Origin of the sequence: Mycobacterium sp. 852014-52450_SCH5900713, assembly GCF_001667075.1 — a bacterium.
Taxonomy (GTDB): Bacteria; Actinomycetota; Actinomycetes; order Mycobacteriales; family Mycobacteriaceae; genus Mycobacterium.
The window spans coordinates 21,459-44,257 of the sequence record NZ_LZIL01000032.1 but is presented as its reverse complement, the minus strand read 5'-3'; the positions used below and the strand labels follow the sequence as shown (position 1 = coordinate 44,257).

Below are 22,799 nucleotides of genomic sequence, written 5' to 3'. Positions count from 1 at the left end.
CAGTTAAGACTGCCGGCACGACGGAAGCGGAGAACGTGAGCGAGCCGAGAACACCGCTGGCGTGGCTGCCGTTCTCAATCGCAGAGGCGGCGTTGTCGGAAGAAGTCGGCAATGTAGACCTTTCTCAGGCGTGGTCCCATCTGCTGGTCCGGCTACGGGCAGCCGCACAGACCGTCGAATCCGACCCGGCAAGTCGAAACCGAATCGACGTCGCTGCCGGCATCCGGCATCTGTTGGTGTTGCTTGCCGCCGGAATCGACGAGGTGCTGCGGTTCGATCCGCACCCGGTTCTGAGCGTGCGCCGTACCAGCACTGACGACCTGGTGACCTGGGGCATGGAGTGCCCCGACTGCCTCTACACCCGTGCGGTGTTGCGCGGCGGCGAGAGTTATCGGCTGTTCGGGAATCGAGGGACCGCGAGGTACGTCGGGCTGCAGACAATGAACGGCGTCGCCGCGACAGCGAACGAACTGGTGGATGAGCTCGACGTGGATGCGGATGGCAACTTCGAGGTCGTGCTGTCAGCCGATGACCGACCAGGCAATTGGATGCGCATCGAGGGAGACCATCCCACGTTGACGGTGCGGCACTTCTTCTACGACTGGGACACCGAGGTGGCCTCGTCGCTGCGCATCGAGCGAATCGGCGACGCGGTGCAAACCGACGGCCCATCAGTTGATCCGGACATGGTGGTGTCGCGGCAGATCACTGCGCTCGGTGACTTCGTCGGCGACAATCTGGCGTTCTTCCTGCAATTCGGCGCCGCGGCACCGCCCAACGGATTCCTGCCGCCGATCGACCGCACAGATATAGGTGCGGCGGCGGAGAACAGGCCGGTAATCGGCCGGTGGGAGCTGGGCCCGAATGAGGCGCTCATCGTGGAAGTGAAGCCGCCCCAAGGTATTTACTGGAGCTTCTCCATCGGCAATCCGTGGTGGGAGACGATCCATTACGGGCGCCACCAGTCCAGCCTCAATGCCCATCAGGCCGTAGTGGACGACGATGGCATCGTGCGCTTGGTGCTGTGCTCTGACGATCCGGGCGTCGCCAATTGGCTCGACACCGCCGGCCACAGCAACGGCCCGATCATCCTGCGCTGTGTGCGCACCGAGACGGCGCCGACGCCGACCACCCGCGTCGTGCCCTTCGGCGAGATTGATTCGGAGTTACCTCCGAATACCGCAAAAGTCACTCCAGAAGAGCGCCGGTCCGTCCTCGCGGCGCGTCGCCAAGCCGTGCACAAGAGGTTTGCACAATGATGTTCGATGCCGACAAGTTGGAAGACGGCGCCCGCGCCGCAACGGGTCTCGAGGATTTCGGTTCGCCCTACTATCGCGAGGGGCTCGAACGCATCGTCGATGCGCTGAACACCGAGGCCGACCTCAACGACATGGGCCGGATCATCCAGCACGCCACCATCAGTAACGCCTTGATTCAGCGCCTCAAGATCGAGGACACCTACGCCCGCCACCCCGAGCTCGACGACGAGGTGGTCGACGGCCCCGTATTCGTGATCGGGTTACCCCGCACCGGGACCACCGCTTTGAGTCAGCTGGTGGCCGCCGACCCGCAATTCCGGTCGCTACGGATGTGGGAATCGCAAGCCCCCACCCCGCCGCCGGAGGCCGCGACCCAACACACCGATCCGCGGATCGCACAGGCCGAGGCCGGCCTGAAGATGCTCGATGACATGTTCCCGCTCATGAAGACGCTGTACAACTCCGAGCCAACGGCACCGACCGAATGCCAGGACCTGATGGGAATGAGCTTTCGCACCTTTCACTTCGACGGCGCCGTTCGCGCGCCCGGTTATCTCGCGTGGTTGATGGACTGCGACATGCGCGGGACCTACACCTTTCACCGGCGAGTGCTCAAGCTGTTGCAATGGCATTGTCCGCCGGTGCTATGGCACCTCAAGACGCCCGTGCACATGTTCGCACTCGACGCGCTCGTCGAGGCCTACCCGAACGCGAAATTCCTTTGGAGCCACCGTGACCCGGCGAAGGTGATGGGGTCGGTATGCAGCCTCATTCAGTACGTGCGCAGCTGGAGCAGCGACCGCAACGACGCTAACGAACTCGGTGCCGAACAAGTCAACAGCTGGGTTGAAGCCGTCCGGCGGGCAATGGATTTCCGCGGCCGCGCCGGTGACGACCGATTCGCAGACGTCTCGTTCGCCGATCTGCAGACCGATCCCGTGCGCACCCTGCGAACCAGCTACGAGGCCTTGGGTTTGAGCTTCACCGACGCCACGATGGCTTCCGTAGAGCAATGGGCCAAAGGGCACAGACCCGGCTCCCGTGGCGCGCATGACTATGAGCTGACCGACTACGGCTTGACACCCGACGGCGTTCGCGAACGGTTCGCCGACTACCTCGCCAGCTACGATGCGACCGGCTGACGACATGACCGCTCCCCGCACGCGGCGACGCGACAAGCTGGGCCCCGACCCGGCCGTACGCCGCGAGATCCTGCAGGCCGCGTCGATCGCTTTGCGCGAGGATGGAGTTCGCGGGCTCGGTATCACCGCCGTGCTGGAACGGGCAGGATTGAGCACACGCGCGTTCTATCGGCATTTCGCCTCCAAAGACGAATTGATTGCCGCCGTCTTCCTGGAGAACGCGCGCGTCGAGAAACGGCGCCTACGGCGCCGAATGAGCCGTGCCACCACGGACATCGAGGCGGTGGCGGCGTGGATTGACGGCCGACTCGACCTGGCGTTCGACGAAACCATCGGTGCTGACTTGCGCCGCCTGTCGATGGAGGCTCAATCCCAGATGTTCGCCTCCCCCATTCTCGTTCGGCCCGCATACGCCGAGATCCTCGAACCACTCAGCGACACACTTCAGCGCGGCATGGACAACGGAATGTTTCACCACATCGATCCGGCGACCGACGCCCAATTCATTCACGGGGTGGTCTGGGCGGGCATTCACCAACAGTGGGCGGCCGGCGATTGTGACCGCGACGATCTCCGCCGGCGCAGTGTGCGCTTCTGCCTGAGCGGGCTGGGCGTGACGGCGGAAGCGATCGAGCGGATTTGCTCCAAAAACTCGTAGCGAAGGAGTCGATGATGGATCTCGGTTTCGTGGGGTCGACCGCCGTGGTCACCGGCGGGAGCAAAGGGATGGGTCTGGCCATTGCCGAAACCCTTGCGGCCGAGGGAGCCAGCGTGGCCGTGATGGCCAGGGGCCGCGGTGCGCTCGACACCGCGGTCACAGCACTGCGCGCGGCCGGCGCCCCGGACGCCGTGGGAATCAGCGTCGACATGGCTGATGCCCAGTCCATCAGTGATGCCTTTGCGACGATCTCGGAGCGTTGGGGTCGACTGAATTGTCTGGTCCACACCATTGGACCCGGCGACGGCTATTTCGAGCAGATGGACGACGCGGAGTGGGACGAGGCGTTTGCGCTCGGCACCATGTCGGGCGTCAGATCGATCCGAGCATCGTTGCCGCTGCTGCGGACCGCGGATTGGGCCCGCATCGTGACGCTGGCCGCACATTCGATTCAGCGCCAGAACCCGCGCATCGTCGCCTATACGGCGTCGAAGGCGGCACTTGCCAGCGTCACCAAGAACTTGTCGAAAAGCCTTGCCAAGGACGGCATTCTAGTCAACTGCATATGTCCTGGGACGATCGTGACGGCCAGCTTCACCGAGGCGCTCAAAGACATCCTTGCCGCCGAGGGCCTCGACGCCACCGACCCGGTCGACGTCATGAGCTGGATCGACAACAACTTTCACCAGCCCTGCGATCTCGGCCGCGCCGGACTTCCCGAAGAGGTCGCTTCGATTACCGCCTACCTCGTGTCGCGGCGAAACGGCTATGTCACCGGGGCCACCGTCAACGTCGACGGCGGATCGGACTTCATCTGAGGTTTCAGCCGTGCCGAGTGTGCGGCCAGCCGCACGTTCGATGCCGAAGGTGCGGCCAACCGCACGTTCGGTGGCGACGCAGATTGGCGTCGGCTTCGGCAGGCCGTTCTTGGTGAAGGTGGCATGGGTGGACATTGCCGACGACACCGCTGCCGCCGGTCCCGGTCACCTCGCTGCCGACTCGCGCAAACTCCTGACTGAGCGCCAGCCCTCGAGGTCACCCTCGGTCTCCAGCAGCGCCTGCCGCAGCCCGTCGAGGGTCTCCGGTTGCGGCTGTTCCCACATACCGCGGCCGGCTGCCTCCAGCAGGCGTTCGGCCATGCCGTGCAGCGCCCACGGGTTGGACTCGGCCATGAACTTTCGGTTCTCGGGATCCAGCACGTAACTCTCGGTGAGCTGCTCGTACATCCAGTCGGCCATCACCCCGGCGGTGGCGTCGTAGCCGAACAGGTAGTCAACGGTCGCCGCCATTTCGAACGCGCCCTTATAACCATGCCGCCGCATCGCGGCCATCCAGCGCGGATTGATGACGCGGGCCCGGAACACCCGGGTGGTCTCCTCGGACAGCGTGCGGGTGCGGATCGCGTCCGGTCTGGTGTTGTCGCCGATATAAGCGGCGGGCGCCTGCCCCGTCAGCGCGCGGACCGTGGCCACCATGCCGCCGTGGTACTGGAAGTAGTCGTCGGAGTCGGCGATGTCGTGTTCGCGGGTGTCGGTGTTCTTGGCGGCCACGGCGATCCGACGGTATTGGCGGTTCATGTCGTCGACCGCCTCGCGGCCGTCCAGGTTGCGGCCGTAGGCGAACCCTCCCCACGCCGTGTACACCTGCGCCAGGTCGGCGTCGTCGCGCCAGTTGCGGCTGTCGATCAGCTGCAGCAGCCCGGCGCCGTAGGTGCCCGGCTTGGATCCGAAAATTCTTGTGGTGGAGCGACGTTGATCGCCGTGCTGGGCTAGGTCGGCCTGTGCGTGCGCGCGGACGTAGTTGTCGTCGGCGGGCTCTTCAAGACCGGCGGCCAGCTGTACCGCGTCGTCGAGCATCGTCACGACGTGCGGGAAGGCGTCCCGGAAGAACCCGGAGATCCGCACGGTTACGTCGATGCGGGGCCGGCCCAGCTCCGCCAGTGGGATCGGCGTCAGGTCGACGACTCGACGCGACGCGTCGTCCCAGACCGGTCGGACACCCAGCAGCGCAAGCACTTCGGCGATGTCGTCGCCGGAGGTGCGCATCGCCGAGGTGCCCCACACCGAGAGTCCCACCGATTGCGGCCATCGCCCGTGGTCGTTGCGGTAGCGACTCAGCAACGAATCCGCCAGGGCCACACCGGCTTCCCAGGCCAGCCGCGACGGAACCGCCTTGGGATCGACGGAGTAGAAGTTGCGGCCGGTGGGCAGCACGTTGATCAGGCCGCGCAACGGGGAGCCGGAGGGGCCGGCCGGGATGAACCGGCCGTCCAACGCGTTGAGCACCTGCTCGATCTCGGCGGCCGTTCCGGCGAGCCGGGGCACCACCTCGGTGGCCGCGAACCGCAACACGGCCGCCACCTCGGTCTCCTCGGTGATGCGTTCGGCGGCTTCGGGATCCCAGCCGCTGGCCTGCAGCTCGGCAACGAGTTCGCGCGCCGTGGCTTCGGCCTGGTCGACCGAGGTGCGTTCGTCGGTGCCGTCCTCCGCGAGGCCCAGTGCCTGCCGCAACCCGGGGAGGGTCTGCTCGCCACCGAACAGTTGGCGGGCCCGCAGTATTGCCAGCACGAGGTCGAGTTCGACTTCCCCGGAGGGCTTTTGGCCCAGGATGTGCAGGCCGTCGCGGATCTGGACGTCCTTGATCTCGCAGAGCCAGCCGTCGACATGCAGCAGCATGTCGTCGAACGAGTCCTCCGGGGGCCGCTCGGTCAGCCCGAGATCGTGGTCCATTTTGGCGGCCCGGATCAGCGTCCAGATCTGCTGGCGGATGGCGGGCAGCTTGCCGGGGTCCAGCGCGGCGACGTTCGCGTGCTCGTCGAGCAGCTGTTCCAAACGGGCGATGTCGCCGTAGGTTTCGGCACGCGCCATCGGCGGGATGAGGTGGTCGACGAGCACCGCGTGCGCCCGTCGCTTGGCCTGGGTGCCCTCTCCTGGGTCGTTGACCAGGAAGGGGTAGATCAGGGGCAGGTTGCCCAACGCGGCATCGGACCCGCAGGCCGCCGACATGCCCAGTGTCTTGCCGGGTAGCCATTCCAGGTTACCGTGCTTGCCCAGGTGCACCACGGCGTGCGAGCCGAATCCGGTGTCCAGCCAGTGATAGGCGGCCAGATAGTGGTGGCTGGGCGGCAGGTCCGGGTCGTGGTAGATCGCCACCGGGTTCTCCCCGAAGCCGCGGGGCGGCTGCACCATCAGCACCAGGTTGCCCGCTTGCATTGCGGCGATGACGATTTCACCGTCGGGGTCGCCGGTACGGTCCACGAACAGGTCGCCGGGCGGCGGGCCCCAATGCTGTGTCACCGCGTCCGTCAGCGCGGCGGGCAGGGTGGCGAACCAATCGCGATAATCCTTGGCGGACAACCGGATCGGGTTGCCGGCGAGCTGCCCTTCGGTGAGCCAGTCGGGGTCCTGGCCGCCACGCTCGATCAAGGCGTGGATCAGCGCGTCCCCGTCGTTGGCATCGACCCCGGGCAGTTCACCCACCTGGTACCCACGCTCGCGCATGGCCCGCAGCAGCGCGACCGCACTGGCGGGCGTGTCCAGGCCGACCGCGTTGCCGATCCGCGCGTGCTTGGTGGGGTAGGCCGAAAACACCAGGGCCACCCGCTTGTCGGCCGGGGCGACGTCGCGCAGCCGCGCATGCCGGACGGCCAGGCCTGCGACCCGCGCGCATCGCTCCGGGTCGGCGACATAGGAGATCAGCCCGTCGTCGTCGATCTCTTTGAAGGAGAACGGGACGGTGATGATGCGGCCGTCGAACTCGGGCACCGCCACCTGGGTGGCGACGTCGAGTGGGCTGAGCCCGTCGTCGTTTTCGCTCCACTGTGCGCGGGAGCTGGTCAGGCAGAGTCCCTGCAGGATCGGAATGTCCAGGGCCGCAAGGTGTTCGACGTTCCAGCTGTCGTCGTCGCCGCCGGCCGACACCGCGGCCGGCTTCAGTCCCCCGGCGGCCAGCACCGTGACCACCATGGCGTCGGCGTCGCCCAGCCGTTGCAGCAGTTCGGGTTCGGCGGTGCGCAGCGATGCGCAGTAAACCGGCATCGGGCGCCCGCCGGCGTCCTCGATGGCCCGGCACAGCGCCTCGACGTAGCCGGTGTTGCCGGCCAGTTGCTGCGCGCGGTAGTACAGCACGGCGATCGTGGGACCGTCGCCGTCGCCCGCGGCCCGCTCCAGCTCGCCCCAGGTCGGCGTGACCACCGGCGGGCTGAACCCGAAACCCGTCATCAGCACGGTGTCGGACAGGAAGGCGTGCAGCTGGCGCAGGTTTTCCACGCCGCCGTGCGCCAGGTAGATGTGCGCCTGCACCGCGATGCCGGCGGCCAGCGTGGACAGGCCGGTCAATTCTGCGTCCGCAGCCTGCTCGCCGCTGACCAACACCGTCGGCACCCCGCTGGCGATGACCGCGTCGATGCCGCTCTGCCAGGCGCGGTAACCGCCGAGGATCCGGACCACCACGATCGAGGCGTCGACCAGCAGCGCCGGGAGCTCGCTCTCGTCCAGGCGTGACGGGTTGGCCCACCGATAGTTCTTGCCGCTGGCACGGGCGCTGATCAGGTCCGTATCGGATGTCGACAGCAGCAGGACGGTCGGCTCAGCCACCCCTCATTCGTACAGCAGCGTCGCCGCGATGCGGGCGGCGACCTCTCCGGCCACCCGCAATGCCTCGTCGCTGGTGCCGGGCTCATAGCGGTCGGCGACCGGGTCGTAGTCGGCGCCGGCGATAGAGCCGTGGTCGGCCGCCAGCTCCACCAACTCGACCGGCCACCCGACCCGTTGCAGGCTTTCGGCGAACTCCCTGCTGGCCGTCACGGGAACCACGTCATCAGCCAGGCCGTGCAGCAACGTGAACGGTGCGCCGACAGGGCCGGCCGACAGGTCGTCGTCGACGCGCCGACCGAAGATCGGGTCGGGGACCATGAATGCGCCCGCCAGGCACACGGTGTGCGCCAATTGCGCGTCGCCCCGCAGCGTCAGGGCCGCCGCGGCGACACCTCCCATCGACCACCCGACGAGGACGATGTTGTCGGGGGCGTCGGCGAAGTTGCGGGCGAAGTCGAGCGATCGGAGCAGATCCCCGCGCCCGCCGTCGTCGGCGTGCGAGTTCCAGTCCGGCGCAACCACCGCCGCGCCGCGGTCGGCAAGCATGCCGGCCAGAGGGCCGAATGCGGCGCGGGCGTCGGTCTGCATGCCGTGCCACAACAGGACGGTGGGCCGGGTCGAGTCGCCGTAGACATCCGCGAAACGTGTTGGTGCGTACTCCACTGTCTGCACGGGCACGAGGGTGCCCAGGTCGGCGAGGCTTCAATCTCGAACGTGCACTCAGGGCGAAAAACCGCCGAAATCTCGCCGTGAGTGCACGTTCGGCGCGAGATCGGGACCCCTCGGTACCGTGGGCACATGGCCAGAGCCCGCGACGCCGACGCTTGCCCAGGTGCGCTGCAGGTGCACCGGGCGGCCGACGGTGCCTTGGCGCGGATCCGGCTGCCCGGCGGCATGCTGACGGCCGCTCAGCTGGCGGCGCTGGCACACGTGGCGAGGGCATATGGCTCGTCGACGCTGGAGCTCACCGCGCGCGGCAACGTGCAGGTGCGCGGCATCACCGACGTGGCGGCGGCCGCCGAGGCGATCGCCCACGCCGGGCTGTTGCCGTCGGAGACCCACGAGCGGGTCCGCAATATCGTCGCGTCGCCGCTGTCCGGCCGCGCCGGCGGGAATCTCGACGTCCGGCCGTGGGTGGCCGAGCTGGACGCGGCCATCCGCGCCGAGCCCGGCCTTGCCGAGATGGGCGGCCGATTCTGGTTCAGCTTCGATGACGGGCGCGCCGACGTATCGGGCCTGTGCGCCGATGTCGGCGTGCACGCCCTCCCCGACGGCTGCGCGCTGCTGCTTACCGGACGCGACACGGGTGTCCGGCTCGCGGCCAGCGAGGTGGTCGAGACGCTGATCGTCATCGCGAACCGCTTTGCAACCACGCGCGGAACCGCTTGGCGCATCAAGGAATTGGAAGATACCGAAGCCTTGCTGCCCGGAGTCGAGCTCGGTGCCGCCCGCTTTCCCGCGGTCACCAGACCCCCGGTTGGCTGGATCAACCAGGATGACGGCCGGGTGGCGCTCGGCGCCGCGGTGCCGCTGGGAGTGCTGTCCGCGAGCGTCGCGGAATACCTGGCGGCGATCGAGGCCCCGCTGGTGATCACGCCGTGGCGATCGGTGTTCGTGTGCGATCTCGACGAGGCCGTCGCCGACGTCGCGCTGAGGGTGTTGGCGCCATTGGGTCTGGTCTTCGACGAGAACTCCCCCTGGCTGAACGTCAGCGCCTGCACCGGCAGTCCCGGGTGCGCGCATTCGGTCGCCGATGTGCGGGCCGACGCCGCCCAGGCGCTGGACGCGGACTCGGGGGTACATCGCCACTTCGTCGGCTGCGACCGCGCCTGCGGCAGTCCGTTGACCGGCGAGGTGTTGCTGGCGACTGGCGACGGATACCGCCAGCTACGGTAATCGGGTGCTCGACTACATCCGCGACGCTGCTGAGATCTACCGCCAGTCGTTCGCGGCCATTCGCGCCGAAGCCGACCTGACCCCGTTCCCCGATGACATCGCGCGGGTGGTGGTCCGGTTGATCCACACCTGCGGACAGGTCGATGTCGCTGAGCATGTCGCCTATACGGACGACGTCGTCGCGCGCGTCGGTGCCGCCCTGCGCGGCGGCGCCCCGGTGCTGTGCGATTCGTCGATGGTGGCGGCTGGAGTCACCGGTGCGCGGCTGCCGGCCGGCAACGAGGTGGTGTCGCTGGTGGCCGATCCGCGCGCAGCCGAGCTGGCGGCGCGCCGGAACACCACTCGATCGGCGGCCGGGGTGGAGCTGTGGGCCGACCGGCTACCCGGCGCCGTGCTCGCGATCGGCAACGCACCGACCGCGCTGTTCCGGCTGCTCGAGCTGATCGACGAAGGGGTTTCCCCGCCGGCCGGGGTGCTGGGCGGTCCGGTCGGATTCGTCGGGTCGGCCCAATCCAAGCAGGAGCTCATCAACCATCCGCGCGGGATGTCCTATCTGGTGGTGCGGGGCCGCCGCGGCGGCAGCGCCATGGCCGCCGCGGCCGTCAACGCGATCGCGAGCGACCGCGAATGACCGCCCGGGGAACGCTATGGGGAGTCGGGCTGGGTCCCGGCGACCCGGAACTGGTGACCGTCAAGGCGGCGCGGGTGATCGGCGAGGCCGATGTGGTGGCCTACCACAGCGCCCGGCACGGCCGCAGCATCGCGCGCGGCATCGCCGAACCGTACCTGCGGCCCGGCCAGATCGAGGAGCACCTGGTCTACCCGGTGACCACCGAGGTGACCGACCACCCCGGCGGCTACGCGGGGGCGCTGGAGGACTTCTACGTCGAAGCGACCGCCCGCATCGCCGCCCACCTCGACGCGGGCCGCAATGTGGCGCTGCTCGCCGAGGGCGATCCGCTCTTTTACAGCTCGTACATGCACTTGCACACCCGGCTGACGCAGCGGTTCGACGCCATCATCGTGCCGGGAGTGACGTCGGTGAGCGCCGCCTCGGCGGCCATCGCGACGCCGTTGGTGGCCGGTGACGAGGTGCTCTCAGTGTTGCCGGGCACCCTGCCCGTCGCCGACCTGACCCGCCGCCTGGCCGACGCCGACGCCGCCGTGGTGCTAAAGCTGGGTCGTTCGTATCATGCTGTGCGCGAAGCGCTTTCGGCGTCTGGGCAGCTTGACGACGCCTATTACGTCGAGCGCGCCAGCACCGGCGGGCAGCGCATCATGCCCGCCGCCGACGTCGACGAGGCGGGCGTGCCGTACTTCTCGCTGGCCATGTTGCCGGGTGGGCGCCGCGGACGGCGGTCGCCCCATGCCGGCACCGTCGCGGTGGTGGGTCTGGGGCCCGGCGACAGCGACTGGATGACGCCGCAGAGCCGGCGCGAGCTGGCCACCGCCACCGACCTGATCGGCTACGGCGGCTACCTGGACCGCGTCCCGGTGCGCGACGGCCAGCGGCGGCACCCCAGCGACAACACCGACGAACCGGAGCGCGCCCGGCTGGCGTGCACGTTGGCCGAGCAAGGGCGGGCCGTGGCGGTGGTGTCGTCCGGCGATCCGGGAGTCTTCGCGATGGCCACCGCCGTGCTCGAAGAGGCCAAAGAGTGGCCGGGAGTGCGGGTCCGGGTCATTCCGGCGATGACGGCCGCACAGGCCGTCGCCAGCCGCGTCGGCGCTCCGTTAGGCCACGACTACGCGGTGATCTCGCTGTCCGACCGGCTCAAGCCGTGGGAAATCATCTCGCAGCGCCTGGCCGCCGCGGCCGCCGCCGATCTCGTGCTGGCCATCTACAACCCGGCGTCCAAGACGCGAACCTGGCAGGTCGGCGCGATGCGCGACCTGCTGCTGGAACATCGCGAGCCCGGGACGCCGGTAGTGATCGGCCGCAGTGTTTCTGGGCCCGACGAGGACGTCCGCGTGGTGCGGCTGGCCGATCTCGACCCCGGCGAGGTGGACATGCGCTGTCTGCTGATCGTCGGTTCCTCGCAAACCCAGTGGCACGCAAGCGATTCCGGCGACCGGGTGTTCACACCAAGGCGCTATCCGGTCGGTTAATCCTTGCTGCCCCAGCTGCTGGGCAGCATCGGTACGGTGGGGCCATCGCTGAACCCGTCGCGGGTCAGCGTCGCCAACCCGGCGGGCTGGGTGACACCGGATTTCGTTGCCGCCCCGGCGAATCCGAGCGGTCCCGCGCCCTGACCCGAGTCGCGCACAGTGTCCGCGTCTTCGCCCTCCACGCCCGAGTCCTCGTCGAGGTCCATGAATTCGTAGCGGTACGCGCGGTCCGTGGCGGTCCCGGCGCGGCGCCGACGCGCCCTTGCCTTCTTCTTGGCCGCTGCCGCCGCCGCGGCGGCGGCGGGCGCGTCGACGTCGTCGGGCACGGGCTCCTCGGACTTGCGGCGCGCCCGCCCGCTCGCGCTGCCGCGCGCCGCAAGCCCCGACAGTCCCACCGCGTACAAGGCATCGGACATGCCCGCGCCGATGCCGTCCGTGGCCGTGGGACTGAAACCGGCGCCCGGCCCGCCGCCGACGGGTCCGGCGCCGGCCGGCGAGGCCACCGTCGGTGCCGGCGAGCTGGACATCGTCGGAGCGTTGCTCACGCTTGCCGGCGCGGTGCTGATGGTCGGACTCGCCGCGGACGCCATCGGCGCCGGTGCCGGCCCGGAAGCGGGCAGCGGCGGGGCGACCGAGAGCGGGGCCGCGACACTGACCGCGGTGACCGCCGCCGCCGCTCCCCCTGCCGCGGCGGCGCCCAGGACGGAGACGACCATTGGGGCCAGCACCACGGCCATCTGGATCGCGGCCTGCATGAAGGGCCAGAAGATCATCAGCGTGTGGAAAATCGCCCAGCCGAGCGCGCTGGAGAGGGCCGGCGAGAAACCCAACTGACCGAAGAAGGAGGCGAGACCGTTGACGAAAGGCATCGGCGGGAACGGCCAGCCACCGGGATTGAGGTCTTTGGACACCGGCCAGGCGAAATTCTTGGTGTACTGCTGCAGCCACGCCGTGAGCTGGTCCTGCCAGGACGGATAGGTCTGCGTCGCCTGCTGCTGGGTGTCGGCCGCCTGCAGACTCGCGACGCTCGCCTCCGCTCCCGGGATGACGATCGCCGGCGCCGGCGCGGTGGCAGGAACCGCCGCGAGGGCCGATTCACTGACGGCCTGGTAGGTGGTCATGGTCGCGGCGGCTTGCACCCACATGCGCGCATATTCGGCTTCGTTCACGGCGATGGGGATGGTGTTGATGCCGAAGAAATTCGTCGCCACCAACGCCGCGTGGGTCGCATGGTTAGCGGCGAGCTCAGGCATCGTCGGCATGGCGGCCAGGGCCGCGGTGTAAGCGTCGGCCGCCGTCTCGTGCAGCGCTGCCGCGGTCGCGCTCTTGGCGGAGCTTTCAAGCAGCCAGCCCAGGTACGGGGCGTGGGCCGCGACGTACTGTTCGGCGCTGGGGCCCTCCCATGCACCGCCCTGCACGGCGCCCAGTAAGCCGGTGAGTTCGTCTGCCGCCTCGCCGTATTGAGTGCCCATCTCCGACCATGTCGCGGCGGCGGCGAGCAGCGGCCCGGGTCCGGGGCCGCTGCTGAGCAACGTCGAGTGCACCTCAGGCGGGAAGGCGATCCAGATCGGGGCGGTCATCGTCGGTGGCCTTCGGGCACGAACACGAATACCTCTTCGGTGAATGTCGGGGCTGTTGACGTTCAGTGGTCGGTTTGCCGGACGGTTTAGTTCCCGCCGTCTGATTTCCCTGGTCTTTGCGCGCGGACCGGGCATGCGCAACGATGCAGGGATGCGGTGTGACGCGGTGCGTGAGGCGCTTTCGGCTCGACTGGACGGCGAACGTCCCCAGGTGCTCGCGCAGCAGGTCGACGCCCATCTCGAATCGTGCCGACGTTGCCGCTCCTGGCTCATCGGCGCCGCGGCCCAGACTCGCCGGCTGGCCACGGTCGAGCCGGCCGACGGGCCCGACCTGGTCACGAAGATCATGGCGAGCATCGGCGAGGAGTCGTCCGGGCGCCAGCGCCGGATGCGCTGGCTTCGCTCGCACTACCGGCGATGGGGCCTGATCGGTGTCGGCGTGTTCCAGGTGGCGATCGCTGCCGCCCAGATCAGCGGCATCGATTTCGGGATGGTGTCTAGCCACATGCACGGCGCGATGTCCGGTGAGCACCTGATGCACGAGTCCACCGCCTGGTTGCTGGCCCTGGGCCTGGCGATGGTTGCCGCGGGTGTCTGGCCCGTCACCGCGATTGGCGTGGCGGCGATTACGGGGGTCTATTCCGTCGCACTGTTGGGATACGTAATCGTCGACGCCTTCGCGGGCGACGTCACGGCAACGCGGATCGCCAGCCACATGCCCTTGCTCCTGGGCCTCGCGTTCGCGCTGCTGGTGGCGCGGGAACGGGTCCGATCAGACCGAGCCGGCGCCTCCGACACGGCGGACGACGCCGACTGGTCGGCGGACTCCCCGGTCGCCCGGCGACGCGGTCACCTCTGGCCCATCAACCGGGCGGCCCTCGACCCCACCGCAGCCCCTACGACAGGCCGTCGTAGACTCAGTCCGCCCGCGAAACAAAGGTGGTTCGCCATGGTCGCGCCCAGCGATGACGAGGCCGTTACCGAACTCGCGTTGGCCGCCGCGCGTGGGAATGACCGGGCGCTAGAGAGTTTCATCAAAGCCACCCAGCAAGACGTGTGGCGGTTTGTCACATATCTGTCCGACGCGGGCAGCGCCGACGACCTCACCCAGGAGACGTTCCTGCGCGCGATTGGCGCCATCGAACGGTTCTCCGGGCGCTCGAGCGCCCGGACCTGGCTGCTCTCCATTGCGCGCCGCGTCGTGGCCGACCACATCCGCCACGTGCAGTCGCGGCCGCGCGCCGCCCTCGGCGCCGACCCGGAACACGTTCTGCGCGGTGACCGCCACGCCCGGGGGTTCGAAGACCTGGTCGAGGTGACGACGATGATCGCGAGCCTCACCCCCGAGCAACGAGAAGCTTTGTTGCTCACCCAATTGCTCGGACTGCCCTACGCCGACGCCGCCGCGGTGTGCGGCTGCCCGGTGGGCACCATCCGGTCCCGCGTCGCGCGCGCCCGCGACGCGCTGCTGGCCGCCGACGCCGAGCGCGACGATCTGACGGGCTAGTTGTGCAGCGCCGCTAGCCATTTCGCGGCTTCGTCGACGCTGCCGACCGCCGTCACCCCTGCCGGTAGCGGCGGGCGCGCCACCACCACCAGCGGAATGCCCAGTGCCGCAGCGGCATCCAATTTCGCCCGCGTCATCTGCCCGCCGCTGTTCTTGGTGACCAGGGCGTCGATGCGGTGTTCGCGCAACAGCGCGAGCTCGTCGTCGTAACGATACGGGCCGCGGGAGAGCACCAACTGGTGGCGGCGCGGCAGCGACGCGGGGTCGGGTTCGGTGACCGCCCGGATCAGAAACCATGCGTCGCTGCCCGCGAATGCCCTCGTCCCGGAGCGTCCCGTGGTGAGAAACACCCGCGAGAAGTCATGCTTTGCAACGGCTTCCGCCGCTTTGGTGTCCGAGTCGACGACTATTGCGTCGCCGGGATCCCACGCCGGTCGGGCCAGCACCAGATGCGGGATCTGCAGCTCAGCGCAGGCTTGTGCAGCGTGTGCGGTCATGGTGGCCGCGAACGGGTGGGTTGCATCGATGACGGCGCCGACGCGTTCATCGAGCAGCCATCGCCGTAGCCCGTCGACGCCGCCGAAGCCGCCGACGCGGACCGGGCCGACCGGCAGCGCGGGGTCGGGCACCCGGCCGGCGAGGGAACTGACGATGTCGACGCGTGGGTGCAGGACCTTCGCCAGCGCACGCCCTTCGGCCGTGCCGCCGAGCAGCAGTACCCGCATCAGTGCCCGCTCCCCCGCGATCGCCCAGTCGAATACAGATAGCTGTCGGTGAATCCCTCGGCGGCCAGCACATCGCCGACGACGATCACCGCCGTCTTGGTGACGCCGGCCCCCCGCATCTGCCCGGCGATGTCGGCGAGCGTGCCGCGCAGCACCACTTGCTGCGGCCAGCTGGCGAAAGCCACAACGGCAGCCGGTGTTTCGGGTCGGTAGCCGCCTTCAAGGAGTTGCGGGACGATGGCATCGATCTGGGCCGCGGCCAGATGCAGGACCAGCGTGGCGCCGGATTGGGCGAGCGCGATCAGGTCTTCACCGGGCGGCATGGCGGTCGACAGGGTGGCGACCCGGCTCAGGGTTACGGTCTGCGCGACACCGGGAACGGTGAGCTCGCGCTTGAGCGCGGCCGCCGCCGCGGCGAACGCCGGTACACCGGGCACGATTTCGTAGTCGATGCCCAGCGCGTCGAGCCGGCGGCATTGCTCGGCCAGCGCGCTGTAGAGCGACGGGTCACCGGAGTGCAGCCGCGCCACGTCATGGCCGTCGGCGTCGGCGTCGGCCAGTTCGGCGATGATCTGCTCCAGCGTCAGCGGGCCGGTGTCAATGACTTTCGCCCCGGGTGCGCACAGGGCCAACAGGTCGTCGGGCATGATCGAACCCGCATACAGGCACACCGGGCATCGCTGAAGGAGCCGCTGGCCGCGGACGGTGATCAGGTCGGCCGCGCCCGGACCCGCACCGATGAAATACACGGTCATGTCGTCACCGCCCACTGGGTGACCGGCATCTGCGGGCGCCATCCGGTGAAGTCCCCGAGCGGCTCGCCCTGATAGTGCTGGAAGCGCCGCAGCCGACCCCCCAGACGCGAATATGACTGCGCTAGAGCCGCTTCGGATTCCGCGGTGACCGCATTGGCGACGAGGCGACCACCGGTGCGCAAGTGGTCGAGGCATGCATCGAGCAGACCGGGCTGGGTGAGGCCGCCGCCGATGAAGATGGCCGCCGGTGGCTCGAGCCCGTCAAACGCTCCCGGGGCGTCGCCGCGGACTTCGATGTCGACGCCGAACGCCGCTGCGTTGTAACCGATGTTGCGGCGCCGCTGTTCGTCACGTTCGAATGCGACCGCGCTACAACCGCTCCAACTCAAACACCACTCGACGCCGACGCTGCCCGAGCCCGCACCGACGTCCCAGAGCCGTTCGCCCGGACGTGGGGCCAGCGCCGCGAGCGTCACCGCGCGGATTCCGTGCTTGGTGATCTGCCCGTCGTGGGCGAACGCGTCGTCTGGCAGCGGCGACAGGCGATCGTCGGGCAGGTAGCGGATGGCGACGACGTTGAGGTCGTCGACGTCCGCCGACGCGCTGTCTGCCCAGTGGCGTGCGGTGCCGTCACGACGGTGTTCCGTTGGGCCGCCGAGGTTTTCCAGAACGGTGAACTCGGAGTCGCCGCGGCCATGCACGTCGAGGAGTGCGGCGAGTTCTTGGGGTGTGGCCGCGTTTTTCGACAGCACGATGGCCTGGCCGCCGCGGCGAACCGCGGTGTGCGGCTGCGCGGTGACCAAACTGATCACCTCCGTGTCGTGAAGGTTCCAGCCCATCCGCGCGCAGGCCAGCGTCACCGAGGACACATGCGGCAACACCCTGACTTGTTGCGGTCCGTACAGCCGGATCAACGTGCCCCCGATGCCGTGCAGGAGCGGGTCGCCGCTGGCCACCACGTGGATGTCTTCGGCGTGGCGGTCTCGCAGGGTCTGCAGGGCGGGCAGCATCGGGGAGGGCCACTGCCGGCGCGGCGCGGTGATGGTGTCGTCGAGCAGGTCGAGTTGCCGCTTGGACCCGTAAATGACTGTGGCCCTTCGTAATTCACGACACGACGTTTCAGCGAGCCCAGCCATGCCGTCGGCTCCGATGCCGACCACGATGATCATCGCGGCATCCTGCGCCAGATGAACTGCGGCAGCAGCCGCATCACGGCGGCGGCCGGCCCCAGCGCCCACGGGATCCATACGGTCCGCCGGCCCTTCGCCAGCGCTCGCGCCGTGGCCTTGGCCACCTGCGCGGGGGTGCTGGACAGCGGCGCCGGATCCATACCGTGCGTCATGCGTCCGATCACGAAGCCCGGACGGGCGATCAGCAGTTTGACCCCGGTGCCATGCAGGGCGTCGGCCAGGCCGTTGGCGAAGCCGTCCAGGCCGGCCTTGGCCGAGCCGTAGACGTAGTTGGCGCGACGCACGCGCGCGCCGGCGATCGAGGAGAACACCACCAGTTCGCCTTTGTCGGCTTTGCGCATGGCAGTGGCCAAGTGGGTGAGCATGCTGACCTGGGCGACGTAATCGGTGTGCACGATGGCCACCGCGTGCGCGGCGTCAGTCTCGGCGCGGAACTGGTCGCCGAGGATTCCGAACGCCAGCACGGCCGTGGCGATGGGTCCGTGATCGGCGACGACGGAGGCGACCAGCGGCCCGTGCGACCCCAGGTCGTCTGCGTCGAACTCCTCGGTGTGCACCGCCGTCGCGCCGGCGGCTTTGAGCGCAGCGACCTGCTCGTCGAGTTGATCGGCCTTGCGGGCGGCCAGCACCACGGTCGCCCCGGGCGCCAGTAACCGCGCCAGCTCGATGCCGATCTCGCTGCGTCCGCCCAGGATTAGTACTGGTCCTGCGCCCGTGTCGTCCACGGGTGCGATTATCGCCTGCGCTAGCGTGGGCGGTGATGGCGAATACCACTACCCGGCTCACCGACGATGCGCTGGCGTTTCTGTCCGAACGGCATCTGGCCATGCTGACCACGCTGCGAGCCGACAATTCGCCCCATGTGGTGGCGGTGGGCTTCACGTTCGATCCCAAGACGCACATCGCGCGGGTCATCACCACCGGCGGTTCGCAGAAGGCGGTAAACGCCGATCGTGGCGGGGTGGCGGTACTCAGTCAGGTCGACGGCGCGCGGTGGCTGTCGCTCGAGGGCCGGTCCAAGGTGAACAGCGATGGCGACGCCGTCCGCGATGCCGAACTGCGGTACGCCCAGCGGTATCGCACCCCGCGTCCCAACCCGCGGCGGGTGGTTATCGAGGTGCGGGTGGAGCGGGTGTTGGGATCGTCGGGATTGCTGGACCGGGGCGAGCAGTAGCGGCCGAGTCGGGCAGGCCGCAAGCCGCTACTGAATGACGGCATCAGCGCAGGTTCCATCCGACGCAACGTCCAATCTCATGCAGCGCCTCCCGAGTCAAATCCGGATGCTTGTCGTGAAATCGACGGAGAATTTCGTTCACTCCTTCCTGCAAGGTCACATCTCCCCATACGATAGGCGTGCTGGCCGCCTCGTGAACCAAATCAGAAACTCGTGCTGCGATGAGCTCAGCCTCAGCAGCTCCGAAGATTTCCGACACTTTTTCTTTGTCGACATGCGGTACAACCGTATCTTTGATGGCCGCTACAATTGCGGCATTAAGCGTGTCCGCATCCATTTCTTCCTCGCTGTGCCGCCTGACGACCAATATTTCGTCTCAACCTCTCGCACCGGGGACCAGGAACCCGTGATGAACTATGATCAGACCTCTGATGAACGATGCCTCACCTGCTTGACAGAAGATGGAGCATCGATACCGTTTATCACCATCAATCCCTATGCCCAAACAGAGGTTCGCCGTCGGCGGACAAAAAAGATTCTTCTATCGCCTTTCCCGTAGCATCGATGTAATGAGACAGCTCGACGAGATCCTCTACTCCTGCGATAGCGACATAGATACCCCGGTCATCAATCAGCGCGTGGCGCTCTCGTCCGGCGAATGTCTGTTTACCGATGCTATAGCCTGCACGTAACTGGCTACGCTGAAAAGGGATTCTTACGATAGGTAATTCTTCACCTCGGGCAGATAAACCGAACAGTCCGTAGAGATACTTTTCTACTGTCGCCATTGTTCGCCCGGCAAACTCGAATGCCTCAGGTCCCATGCGATCAGATGAAGTCACGACAAACCATTCGTCGACACCTCCGATGAAGTAACGTGACTCCCCACCGGTGTTCCAGATAATGGTTCGACCGTCATTCGTCTGACTGCCCTGAAGCATGTCTAATCCGGCGACACGGACCCACCGTTGTAAATCAGGAGAAAGATCGACGACGCTTGCCATTACTTAAGCACTCCTCGGACCTTGAGCTTGTCAATTATCTGCGCTTTGCCATCAGCATCGAATATTCGGACTTGGATCGATCCACCCGGTTGACCGACTCCGGGCGCCACCTCCGATACTTCGATAGTCCAGCCTTCCGGGAGTTCTCCTAAGGCATAACTGTGGTAGGGATCGCGGAGATTCATGACGTGGAGCGCACGCTCCTGCCATGAAGCTGGTAGGCCATCTTCCATCACGGCTAAGTACTTACCATTGGTCTTGCCGACCCGATCAAGAAGCGAGCCATAGTCGCGTACGAAGGATCTGAGATTTTCATAGGAAACCCGTGTTCCCGGAACCGCGCCGTCATTCAGCGGGAAGTTAGCCCAATGTTGTCCGTCCTTGCCTAGCTGATTGAAGCGTTCTGCATACTCTTGCTCGGTATACGGGCGCCCTTCTGGATCACGACCATATGGTGCTCGAGGGTCATGAACCAGCTTGGCGACGGCATCGTCGATCTTCGTGGGATCGACCGGATCGTCACCGAAATCCCAGTGGTCGTCCAGCGGATTTCCGTAGTTGGGGTCAAGCGCCTCGTCCGATAACCGATGCCATCCATCACCAGCGGGCTCATGTGGATGTACGGGGTCCTGACGTTCGCCACCCGGAGAATCTCCACTCTCCGGTCCTGCTGGACCCTCGCCGTCCGGCGGGTGCCCTTCTCTGCGGCCACCAGGTGCATCCCCGTCGCCATGCCCTCGCCGACCGCCGCCGTCGTGTGGCTGCCCATCTGTCTTACCGCCGGCCGGATGGCCGTCGCCGGGACCGCTCGGTCTTCCGTCATGCGGCGGCTCACCGATTGGCGGCTCCCCGTCGCCAGGACTATGCCATGCGCGACCCGGCGCTGGCATCTCGACCGGGCGGCCTGCCGGTGCGCTGAAATGTGGTGTAGAAGCCGCGGGGGCGGCAGCAAGCGCGGGTCTTGGCGCGCTGGCGCTGACCGGCGCGGACTCCACTGGCGGTCCCCACGGCGCTACCGGCGCACGCGCGGGTGAATGTTCGGCCAGTTGCGCCACGTTCGCTGGCACTCGATCGCCCGCTGCAGCGGGTACGGCGGCCGTAGCTGAGCCGGCCGGTACCGGTTCCCGCGGATCACTCACCGGCGCCGGCACTGGCTCATGGGGACGACTCTGCGGCGCCGACGTCGGGTCATGGGGGCCGCCGGCAGGAACCGATCCTGGTTCATGCGGACCGCCCATAGGCGCAGCATCAGCTGAATGAACGCGAGCCTCAGCCGGTACCGATACCCCTTCGTGCGAACTATCCGCGCCCGTTGGCTGAGCCGGCGCAGCTTCCATCGGCGGCAGATCGTGGGGACCACCCGCCGCCGGAGCCGGCGCAGACTCCGCCGGCGCGAACAACGGCTCGTGGAGGTCGCCAGGCGGAGGAGCTGACGCTGGCGCCGCAGCGGGTGCCGGCTCACCGGGCGAATCGGGAACACCACCCGCCGGCGCTGGTGCTGCTGGTGGAGCCACTGCGGGATCGTGTGGTCCACCCCCCGCCGGATCATGCGGACCAGTCCCCGGTCCCGGAGCATCCGAGGGCGTTGGCTCGGGCGCGGCAGTTGGTCCTGGCGCACCCGCTGCGACGTCGGGCGGCCGTGGCGCCGACTCGACCGGCGGCTCAAACGGTTTGCCGGATGGCAGACCCACCGGCGTACCACCAGCGGGCGGTTTGATTTCCGGCAGATCACCCGCAACGCCTTCGAGGTTCTTGGTCACGTCGCCGCCGGCCTTGGTGATGTCAGTCAGCGCGGCGCGCGCTCCCGCTGCGCCTTCCCCACCGGCGCGCCCAGCAGCGCCACCCGCGGCCTCGGCCTCTTCCCCTGCGCCACGTGCAGCCGCTCCCGCACCATCGGCCGCTGCACCTGCCTCGCCGAGGCCTGGGGCGATCAGCGTGAAGCCGTCGAATGCGACTTCACCGGCGGCCAATCCCGGCCGAGCCGTACTCCAATCCTTCGCATGCACAAGGCCTTTCAGCTCCTGCAGCCTCGCTTCTGCGAATTCGTTGGGATTGACCGCGGCATTGATCAAACTTTCTTTCCAGGCGTTTTTCACCAAGCCGGTCCACGTGGCGGCCGCACCCTGGGGATCGGCGGCGATCCAATGCGGGCTCAGGTCGACGAGGCCCAACCCCATGCCGACCACACCTTTGAGGACGCCCTCCGGGGCATTGATCCAGGTGTCGGCTATCGTCGCGATGGGGTTACCGACGTCGTCCCCGAGGAATTGGACGAGCCCGCGGCGCGCGTACTTCTCGCATGTGGTGACCGCGCGATCGGCCTCTTGCATGACGAACCTGATCGCGTCCTCGCAGGCCCTGGCTTCCTGCCCAAGATGCTGCAGCACTGCATTGATGTCCTTGACGATCTGTTTGATCTCGTCCCACGCGTCGCCGTCGATGATGAGCATCACGTCGTGACCGAGGTCGCCCAGGGACTCGATGCGACGCAACAGATCCCGGATCGCGGTTTGGGCGTGGTCGACCTTATTCGCGAACGTGTCGATGGTGCGGGCCAATGCGTCGCACAGGTCGCCGATAGTCGCTGTCGACGAGCCGATTTCGGTCAACGCGTGGTCGATCTTCTCGCCTTCAGGAATGTGTTGGCCGTCGAACAGCATCTTGGACGCGTTGAGGGTCCCCTTCACACCGGTGGCTGCCGCACCGAAGGCGCGCCAACGAGATGCAGCCGCACGCAGACCCGCCACGTCGCCGTCGGGCCATGCCTCGAGGACAAACGATTGCACGAGCGCCCACAGCGGAGGAGGCGGCTGGCCGGGCCCCCACGTCCCAGGCGGCCCTGGCGCGGCAAGCTCGGCCGGCGGGGACGGTGGCGTCAAAGCACCACGTCCGCCGCCCAGCGTCGACGCCGCGTCGACGTGGGAGTAGTTCGACGCGCCTTGCTGTATGACGGCCCCGCTTTTCCGGCAGGCGTTGACGGCGGCAGCGGCCGCCTTCAGCACCGACTCGGCCTTCTCCTGATACGTCAAGCCGAACACCTCGCCGGCTCGGTCAACACCGGTGTGGGCCGAAAAGCCGGCCGTCAAGATCGACAGGTTCGCCGCCAGAGAGTCGCCAGCGGCTGCCACCGCGCTACCCGCGGCGTACAACGCCTCGGGATCCACCGCTAACGGAGCCACGCGCGAAATTCTCGTCCAGCCCGCAC

General features: G+C 67.8%; 19 protein-coding genes and 1 pseudogene. 10 read left to right on the top strand and 10 right to left on the bottom strand.

The annotated features are described in order from the left end of the window. Positions 1-35: 35 nt before the first annotated feature. The 4 genes from A5773_RS07305 to A5773_RS07290 are packed head-to-tail and all read left to right on the top strand — an operon-like array spanning position 36 to position 3,877. Positions 36-1,259, top strand: a complete 1,224-nt coding sequence (locus tag A5773_RS07305) for a DUF1214 domain-containing protein (protein WP_197505318.1) — start codon at positions 36-38, stop codon at positions 1,257-1,259. Continuing rightward, positions 1,256-2,401 carry a sulfotransferase gene (locus tag A5773_RS07300; protein ID WP_066948994.1) on the top strand — a complete coding sequence of 382 codons (1,146 nt, stop codon included), beginning with the start codon at positions 1,256-1,258 and terminating at the stop codon, positions 2,399-2,401. Before A5773_RS07305 ends, A5773_RS07300 begins: the two co-directional genes overlap by 4 nt. 4 nt (positions 2,402-2,405) lie before the next feature. Further along, positions 2,406-3,059, top strand: a complete 654-nt coding sequence (locus A5773_RS07295; protein ID WP_066949154.1) for a TetR/AcrR family transcriptional regulator — start codon at positions 2,406-2,408, stop codon at positions 3,057-3,059. A 14-nt stretch (positions 3,060-3,073) separates the two neighbouring features. Then, the gene (locus A5773_RS07290; RefSeq protein WP_066949004.1) at positions 3,074-3,877 is read left to right on the top strand and encodes an SDR family NAD(P)-dependent oxidoreductase; all 804 of its coding nucleotides are present in this window, start codon (positions 3,074-3,076) and stop codon (positions 3,875-3,877) included. Positions 3,878-4,042: 165 nt separating this feature from the next. Here A5773_RS07290 and cobN read toward each other — a convergent pair whose 3' ends face one another. After that, entirely contained in the window at positions 4,043-7,654 is a 3,612-nt protein-coding gene (gene cobN / locus A5773_RS07285; protein ID WP_067790373.1) for a cobaltochelatase subunit CobN, read from the bottom strand. A 3-nt stretch (positions 7,655-7,657) separates the two neighbouring features. Continuing rightward, complete coding sequence (locus A5773_RS07280) at positions 7,658-8,326, bottom strand: alpha/beta hydrolase (protein ID WP_067260888.1); 669 nt, start codon at positions 8,324-8,326, stop codon at positions 7,658-7,660. 126 nt (positions 8,327-8,452) lie between these two features. Between A5773_RS07280 and cobG the strand changes: the two genes are divergently transcribed. From cobG to A5773_RS07265, 3 genes are read left to right on the top strand one after another with little or no spacing between them, the layout of a single operon-like run. Beyond that, positions 8,453-9,550, top strand: a complete 1,098-nt coding sequence (gene cobG, locus A5773_RS07275; protein ID WP_067790370.1) for a precorrin-3B synthase — start codon at positions 8,453-8,455, stop codon at positions 9,548-9,550. Between the two features lie 4 nt (positions 9,551-9,554). Then, positions 9,555-10,181 carry a precorrin-8X methylmutase gene (locus tag A5773_RS07270; RefSeq protein ID WP_067790367.1) on the top strand — a complete coding sequence of 209 codons (627 nt, stop codon included), beginning with the start codon at positions 9,555-9,557 and terminating at the stop codon, positions 10,179-10,181. After that, positions 10,178-11,659 (top strand): precorrin-2 C(20)-methyltransferase, encoded by a 1,482-nt coding sequence (locus A5773_RS07265; protein ID WP_067790364.1) that lies wholly within the window; start codon positions 10,178-10,180, stop codon positions 11,657-11,659. The genes A5773_RS07270 and A5773_RS07265 overlap by 4 nt, the downstream gene beginning before the upstream one ends. On the opposite strand, the gene A5773_RS07260 is transcribed toward A5773_RS07265, so the two are convergent. Then, positions 11,656-13,239, bottom strand: coding sequence for a PPE family protein (locus tag A5773_RS07260; RefSeq protein ID WP_067790361.1), 1,584 nt, complete (start codon positions 13,237-13,239; stop codon positions 11,656-11,658). The two genes, A5773_RS07265 and A5773_RS07260, sit on opposite strands and share 4 nt — an antisense overlap. A 43-nt stretch (positions 13,240-13,282) precedes the next feature. Between A5773_RS07260 and A5773_RS26640 the strand changes: the two are divergent. Both A5773_RS26640 and sigC read left to right on the top strand, forming a co-directional pair. Next, a pseudogene (locus tag A5773_RS26640) lies at positions 13,283-14,059 on the top strand (DUF2275 domain-containing protein); the annotation flags it as partial. A gap of 129 nt (positions 14,060-14,188) precedes the next feature. Then, positions 14,189-14,746, top strand: a complete 558-nt coding sequence (gene sigC / locus A5773_RS26475) for an RNA polymerase sigma factor SigC (protein WP_231989093.1) — start codon at positions 14,189-14,191, stop codon at positions 14,744-14,746. On the opposite strand, the gene A5773_RS07250 is transcribed toward sigC, so the two are convergent. The 4 genes from A5773_RS07250 to A5773_RS07235 are packed head-to-tail and all read right to left on the bottom strand — an operon-like array spanning position 14,743 to position 18,141. Then, on the bottom strand, positions 14,743-15,474 hold the full coding sequence (locus A5773_RS07250; RefSeq protein ID WP_197507861.1) for a cobalt-precorrin-6A reductase: 732 nt from the start codon (positions 15,472-15,474) through the stop codon (positions 14,743-14,745). The genes sigC and A5773_RS07250 overlap by 4 nt on opposite strands. Continuing rightward, the gene (gene cobM / locus A5773_RS07245; RefSeq protein WP_066949157.1) at positions 15,471-16,226 is read right to left on the bottom strand and encodes a precorrin-4 C(11)-methyltransferase; all 756 of its coding nucleotides are present in this window, start codon (positions 16,224-16,226) and stop codon (positions 15,471-15,473) included. Before cobM ends, A5773_RS07250 begins: the two co-directional genes overlap by 4 nt. Continuing rightward, entirely contained in the window at positions 16,223-17,395 is a 1,173-nt protein-coding gene (locus A5773_RS07240) for a bifunctional cobalt-precorrin-7 (C(5))-methyltransferase/cobalt-precorrin-6B (C(15))-methyltransferase (RefSeq protein WP_066949027.1), read from the bottom strand. Before A5773_RS07240 ends, cobM begins: the two co-directional genes overlap by 4 nt. Beyond that, on the bottom strand, positions 17,392-18,141 hold the full coding sequence (locus A5773_RS07235; RefSeq protein ID WP_067790355.1) for an SDR family NAD(P)-dependent oxidoreductase: 750 nt from the start codon (positions 18,139-18,141) through the stop codon (positions 17,392-17,394). Before A5773_RS07235 ends, A5773_RS07240 begins: the two co-directional genes overlap by 4 nt. 35 nt (positions 18,142-18,176) lie before the next feature. On the opposite strand from A5773_RS07235, the gene A5773_RS07230 reads away from it, so the two are divergent. Beyond that, positions 18,177-18,590: a F420-dependent biliverdin reductase gene (locus A5773_RS07230; RefSeq protein WP_066949040.1), complete on the top strand. Its 414-nt coding sequence runs from the start codon at positions 18,177-18,179 to the stop codon at positions 18,588-18,590. Positions 18,591-18,633: 43 nt separating this feature from the next. On the opposite strand, the gene A5773_RS25470 is transcribed toward A5773_RS07230, so the two are convergent. From A5773_RS25470 to A5773_RS26695, 3 genes are all read right to left on the bottom strand, one after another. After that, a complete protein-coding gene (locus A5773_RS25470; protein WP_082948134.1) occupies positions 18,634-18,927 on the bottom strand; it encodes a hypothetical protein in 294 nt (97 codons plus the stop codon). A gap of 151 nt (positions 18,928-19,078) precedes the next feature. Next, positions 19,079-19,594, bottom strand: coding sequence for a TNT antitoxin family protein (locus tag A5773_RS25465; RefSeq protein WP_082948133.1), 516 nt, complete (start codon positions 19,592-19,594; stop codon positions 19,079-19,081). Next, positions 19,594-22,773, bottom strand: coding sequence for a TNT domain-containing protein (locus A5773_RS26695; RefSeq protein ID WP_082948132.1), 3,180 nt, complete (start codon positions 22,771-22,773; stop codon positions 19,594-19,596). The genes A5773_RS25465 and A5773_RS26695 overlap by 1 nt, the downstream gene beginning before the upstream one ends. Positions 22,774-22,799 lie beyond the last annotated feature (26 nt).

What these genes read in the sequence shown, in the direction of transcription:
- A5773_RS07230 (WP_066949040.1), top strand. Translation starts at nt 18,177, where the DNA reads ATGGCGAATACCACTACCCGGCTCACCGACGATGCGCTGGCGTTTCTG.
- cobG (WP_067790370.1), top strand. Translation starts at nt 8,453, where the DNA reads ATGGCCAGAGCCCGCGACGCCGACGCTTGCCCAGGTGCGCTGCAGGTG.
- A5773_RS07295 (WP_066949154.1), top strand. Translation starts at nt 2,406, where the DNA reads ATGACCGCTCCCCGCACGCGGCGACGCGACAAGCTGGGCCCCGACCCG.
- A5773_RS07260 (WP_067790361.1), bottom strand. Translation starts at nt 13,239, where the DNA reads ATGACCGCCCCGATCTGGATCGCCTTCCCGCCTGAGGTGCACTCGACG.
- A5773_RS07265 (WP_067790364.1), top strand. Translation starts at nt 10,178, where the DNA reads ATGACCGCCCGGGGAACGCTATGGGGAGTCGGGCTGGGTCCCGGCGAC.
- A5773_RS07290 (WP_066949004.1), top strand. Translation starts at nt 3,074, where the DNA reads ATGGATCTCGGTTTCGTGGGGTCGACCGCCGTGGTCACCGGCGGGAGC.
- A5773_RS25465 (WP_082948133.1), bottom strand. Translation starts at nt 19,594, where the DNA reads ATGGCAAGCGTCGTCGATCTTTCTCCTGATTTACAACGGTGGGTCCGT.
- cobM (WP_066949157.1), bottom strand. Translation starts at nt 16,226, where the DNA reads ATGACCGTGTATTTCATCGGTGCGGGTCCGGGCGCGGCCGACCTGATC.
- A5773_RS25470 (WP_082948134.1), bottom strand. Translation starts at nt 18,927, where the DNA reads ATGGATGCGGACACGCTTAATGCCGCAATTGTAGCGGCCATCAAAGAT.
- A5773_RS07240 (WP_066949027.1), bottom strand. Translation starts at nt 17,395, where the DNA reads ATGATCATCGTGGTCGGCATCGGAGCCGACGGCATGGCTGGGCTCGCT.
- A5773_RS07300 (WP_066948994.1), top strand. Translation starts at nt 1,256, where the DNA reads ATGATGTTCGATGCCGACAAGTTGGAAGACGGCGCCCGCGCCGCAACG.
- sigC (WP_231989093.1), top strand. Translation starts at nt 14,189, where the DNA reads ATGGTCGCGCCCAGCGATGACGAGGCCGTTACCGAACTCGCGTTGGCC.